Origin of the sequence: Mycobacterium sp. (genome assembly GCF_049683935.1) — a bacterium.
Lineage (GTDB): Bacteria > Actinomycetota > Actinomycetes > Mycobacteriales > Mycobacteriaceae > Mycobacterium.
In genome coordinates, this window is record NZ_JBAUJR010000319.1 from 1 (window position 1) to 4,773 (window position 4,773).

A 4,773-nucleotide genomic window follows, 5' to 3' on the forward strand; every position below is an offset into this window, starting at 1 on the left:
GCTAAGCAACCGGTCGCCGACGGTGACGAGGCGCCGATCTCGTTGGCGCAGGCCATCAACCGCGCGCTGCGGGATGCGCTCCGCGAGCACCCCGAGACGCTGGTGTTCGGCGAGGACGTGGGCCGCAAGGGCGGCGTGTACGGGGTGACGCGCGGGCTGCAGGCCACAGCAGGCACCGCCCGCGTGTTCGACACCCTGCTCGACGAGCAGTCGATCCTGGGACTCGCTCTCGGAGCGGGAGTTTCGGGGCTGGTGCCGATCCCGGAGATCCAGTACCTGGCCTACCTCCACAACGCCGCGGACCAGATCCGAGGTGAGGGCGCCACGCTGCAGTTCTTCTCCGACCGGCAGTACCGCAACCCGATGGTGGTGCGCATCGCGGGTTACGGCTACCAGAAGGGGTTCGGCGGCCACTTCCACAACGACAACTCGATCACGGCCATCCGCGATCTACCCGGGGTGGTGGTGGCATCCCCGGCTCGACCCGACGACGCCGCGGCGATGATGCGGGCGTGTGTCATCGCGGCGCGCACCGCGGGGGTGGTGTGCCTGTTCCTCGAGCCGATCGCGCTGTACCACACGCGGGACCTGTACGAGGACGGCGACGATCTGTGGCTCGCCGGCGACGGCGGGGGAGTCGTGCCGATCGGCCGCGCCCGAACCTACGGCGACGGCCGCGATCTGACGATCCTGACATTCGGCAACGGTCTCCGGATGAGCCTGCGCGTCGCTCGCCGACTCGCTGACCGCGACATCGACGTACGTGTGGTCGATCTCCGCTGGCTCGCGCCACTGCCGGTGGCGGGCATCCTCGCTGAAGCTCACGCGACCGGTCGGGTGCTCGTGGTCGACGAGACACGTGAGAGCGGCGGCGTCAGCGAGGGCGTGGTGACCGCGTTGATCGACCACGGATACACGGGCGCACTGGCGCGGGTGGCCAGCCACGACAGCTTCATCCCGCTCGGCGACGCGGCGCTGCAGGTGCTGCTGTCGGAGGAGACGATCGAGGCGGCAGCGATCAAGCTGGTCCAGCATCGGCCGTCAGCGCGACGGTGAGCACCGGCACCGTCAGCTCGCGCTGCCACTGACGCGCAGCCGAATTCTGCAGGAATTCCTCCACTGCGCCCGCGGTGTCCTCGGTCGGTTCCCAGTCCCAGCACAGCCGTCGCACGATCTCGGGAGACAGCAGATTCTCCACCGGCACTGAAACACGTTGTGCGACTTCGTTCAATCCGGCTTTCGCTGCCTCCAACCGGGCGGCCGCCTCCGGCTTGCGCCGCGCCCAGCGCGACGCGGGCGGTGGGCCGTTGGACGCTTCGGAGGCGATGGGCGGATCGGTGGTGGTTCGGGCCCGCTCCAGCGCTTCGAGCCACACCTGGGCGCTGCGCCGCTGCTTGGGTCCACCGAACACCGGCAACTCGGTGAGTTTCTCGACGCTGTCGGGATTGACGGTGGCGGCGTTGACGATCGCGCTGTCGGGCAGGATGCGGCCCGGCGCGATGTCGCGCCGCCGGGCGATCTGGTCTCGGGTGGTCCACAATTCGCGCACCGCAGCCAGGGCCAGCGGATTCCGGATCTTGTGGATGCCGGAGGTGCGGCGCCACCGGTCACGTCTGGTCGGGGCGCCTTCGAAGGTGCGCAGGAACTCGAATTCTTGCCTCGCCCAATCAGTTTTGCCCTGTTCCTCGAGTATCGCGGCGATCGCGTCACGAAGCTCGCCGAGAACCTCGACGTCGAGTGCGGCATAGTTGAGCCAGTCGTCGGGCAACGGCCGCTTGGACCAGTCAGCGGCACCGTGGCCCTTGGTCAACTGCAGTCCGAGCAGGCGTTGCACCATCGCGGCCAGGTTGACCCGGTCGAAGTTGGCGAGCCGCCCGGCCAGTTCGGTGTCGTAGAGCGCGGTCGGGCGCATGCCTATCTCGGCCAGGCACGGCAGGTCCTGATCGGCGGCGTGCAACACCCACTCGTCGGTGGCCAGCACCTCGGCCACCGGGGCCATCACCTCGAGCGAATCCCCACCGTGCATGACCGGGTCGATCAGGACGGTGCCGGCACCCGCGCGGCGGATCTGCACCAGGTAGGCGCGGTTGGAGTAGCGGAAGCCTGACGCCCGCTCCGCGTCCACCGCGAACGGCCCGCGTCCGGCAGCCAGAAAGTTTGCCGCCCTGGCGATTTCGTAGCGACTGACGGACACGTCCGGTACCCCGTCGCGGGGCGCCAGCAGGGGGGTGGCCTCGGGTTCGGGCGGCTCAGGGTCGCCGGCGGCCTCAGGGGGCACGGAGTCGATGGCGGGGCCATCTGCCTCGATTTCGGACATGTGGAGTCAGGCGCGGCTGCGGGAGTTCAGGTCGGTCACCCCGTCAGGGGGCAGACCGGCGGCGTGCTCGAGGACTTCGCAGAACGCTTCGACGTGGGGGCCGAGCTCCAGCGTGGTCGCGGTCCAGGAGGCGCGCAGCTCGAGTTGGTGGGCCCGCGGCGGCCCCGAGATGTCTCCGTAGCGGACCGAGGTGGTGGCGGTGACGGTGCCGCCCAGGGCGGTGACGTGCTCGGAACGCTCCTCGAGCGCATCGACCAGCCAGCTCCAGGCGACCTCGGGGAGCAACGGGTCGACAGCCTCGCTGGAGTCCAGATCGGCCTGGATGTAGGCGACCAGACGCATGGTGCCGTCCCAGGCCTCCGCGCCCTCGGGGTCGTGCAGCAGGATGAGCCGGCCGAACGCATCTCCTTCGGAGCGCTCCGGGATGATCGCCGTCTCGGCGTGCTTGACCTCGGCGCCCAACGCGTAGCTGAACGGCGCGAGCCGCTGCGGCGGTCGGATCGGGCCGAGCTCGATCTCCGGTCGCACGGTGGTGGCATTCATCGCCGCCACCGCTTCACGGAATTGAGCCGGTTCGGCGGTGGTCACGACGATTGACGCTAGTCCATTCGGGCAGGTCTGTGCTCGTGGCGCGCCGATTGGCACCGGACGGGCCATGGCAGCATGGAGAGCGATGAATACGCGCCGCGAGCTGCCCGAATCGACCTACCTTGCCGCCGTTGCCGGTCGCAAGCCCCACCGGACCCCGGTGTGGATGATGAGGCAGGCAGGACGATCGCTACCCGAGTACCGGGCGCTTCGGGCCGAGAACACGATGATGCAGGCCTGTTTCGACGCCGACCTGATCACCGAGATCACGCTGCAGCCGGTGCGCAGGCACGGCGTCGACGCCGCGATTCTGTTCTCCGACATCGTGGTGCCGCTGCGCGCCGCCGGGATCGCACTGGACATCGTCCCGGACGTCGGCCCGGTGATCGACAACCCCATCCGTACCCCCGACGACGTCCGCGCGATCAACCCCCTCGACCCTGACCAGGTGGCACCGGTCGCCACCGCGATCACGCAGCTGACCTCTGCATTGGGTGACGTGCCGCTGATCGGCTTCGCCGGGGCGCCGTTCACGTTGGCGTCCTACCTGGTGGAAGGGGGGCCGAGCCGCAACCACGAGCGCACCAAGGCGATGATGCTGGGCGAATCGGCCACCTGGCATGCGCTCATGACGGCCCTCACCGATGTGACCATCGGGTTCCTGCGGACCCAGCTCGAAGCCGGGGTGGACGCCATCCAGGTGTTCGACTCCTGGGCCGGCACGTTGTCTCTGGCCGACTACCGCGCCTACGTGCTGCCGCACAGCGTTCGGGTGTTCACCTCTTTGGCTGACTTCGGAGTGCCGATGACGCACTTCGGCGTCGGTACTGCCGAGCTGCTCGGCGCGATGTCGGAGGCGGTGTCGGGACACGGGGTGCCGGCAGTCGTGGGGGTGGATTGGCGGACCTCGCTGACCGATGCCGCGGCGCGTGTGCAGCGGGGCTGCGCGCTGCAGGGAAACCTGGACCCGGTGGTGCTGCTGGCAGGCTGGCCTGTCGTGCAGCGCGCGGTGCGGGCGGTCGTGGAGGACGGCAGGCGCGCCGTCGATGCCGGTGCCGCCGGGCACGTGTTCAACCTCGGTCACGGCGTGCTGCCCGGGACGGACCCAGAGGTGATCACCGACGCGGTCGCCTTGGTGCACGAGCTGTGACTGCATCGTATTGTGTTGTCGGCGGTGGCATTTCAGGACTCGTAGCGGCCTACCGGTTGCGGGTGGCGGCTGGTCCGGACGCATCCATCACGGTGCTGGATCCGGCCGATCGGCTCGGTGGCGTGCTGCGAACCGAACGGATCGGCGGGCAGCCGGTGGACGTCGGCGCGGAGGCTTTCGTGGCGCGCAGGCCAGAAGTGCCTGCGCTGCTCGCCGAATTGGGCCTCTCGGGTAAGCAGATCGCGACCACCGGAGCACGGCCGTTGATCTACAGCGAGGGCCGGCTGCATCCGTTGCCCAAGGACACCGTCAACGGCATCCCGGCGCGGCCCGCCGCGCTGAGCGGTCTCGTCGATGACGCGACGGTCCGCTGGATGCTCGACGAACCCCGGCGTCCGTTCACCTGGCGCCCGGGGGCCGACCCGTCGGTCGCCGACCTCGTCGGGGACCGTTTCGGGGAACAGGTGGTGATCCGGTCGGTGGACCCACTGCTGACGGGGGTCTACTCGGGTTCGTCGGCGACGATCGGGATCCGCGCAGCGGCCCCGACGGTCGCTGCGGCCCTGGATCGCGGCGCGCGCAACCTGACCGACGCGGTCAACGCCGCCCTCCCGCAGCCGCTGACCGGGTCGGTGTTCGGTGCGGTCGACGGCGGGTACGCGGTGCTGCTCGACGAGTTGGTGCGCCGCTCCGGCCTGCGCTGGGCGCAGGTGGCCGT

At 69.7% G+C, this 4,773-nt stretch carries 5 protein-coding genes; 3 read left to right on the top strand and 2 right to left on the bottom strand.

All coding sequences use genetic code 11. From position 1 onward, the window contains the following. Positions 1 to 1,056 (top strand): alpha-ketoacid dehydrogenase subunit beta (locus WA965_RS18875; RefSeq protein ID WP_526447925.1); only part of this gene is annotated, 1,056 nt, incomplete at its 5' end. Here WA965_RS18875 and WA965_RS18880 read toward each other — a convergent pair. Both WA965_RS18880 and WA965_RS18885 read right to left on the bottom strand, forming a co-directional pair. Further along, positions 1,019 to 2,317 carry an HRDC domain-containing protein gene (locus tag WA965_RS18880; protein ID WP_526297283.1) on the bottom strand — a complete coding sequence of 433 codons (1,299 nt, stop codon included), beginning with the start codon at positions 2,315 to 2,317 and terminating at the stop codon, positions 1,019 to 1,021. The genes WA965_RS18875 and WA965_RS18880 overlap by 38 nt on opposite strands. Positions 2,318 to 2,323: 6 nt before the next feature. Beyond that, positions 2,324 to 2,905, bottom strand: coding sequence for a DUF3000 domain-containing protein (locus WA965_RS18885; protein ID WP_178360508.1), 582 nt, complete (start codon positions 2,903 to 2,905; stop codon positions 2,324 to 2,326). A gap of 85 nt (positions 2,906 to 2,990) precedes the next feature. Here WA965_RS18885 and hemE point away from each other — a divergent pair, with 85 nt between their 5' ends. Further along, entirely contained in the window at positions 2,991 to 4,055 is a 1,065-nt protein-coding gene (hemE, locus tag WA965_RS18890; RefSeq protein WP_526297281.1) for a uroporphyrinogen decarboxylase, read from the top strand. Then, a partial coding sequence (locus WA965_RS18895) for a protoporphyrinogen/coproporphyrinogen oxidase (RefSeq protein WP_526447927.1) occupies positions 4,052 to 4,773 on the top strand: 722 nt, incomplete at its 3' end. The genes hemE and WA965_RS18895, both read left to right, overlap by 4 nt.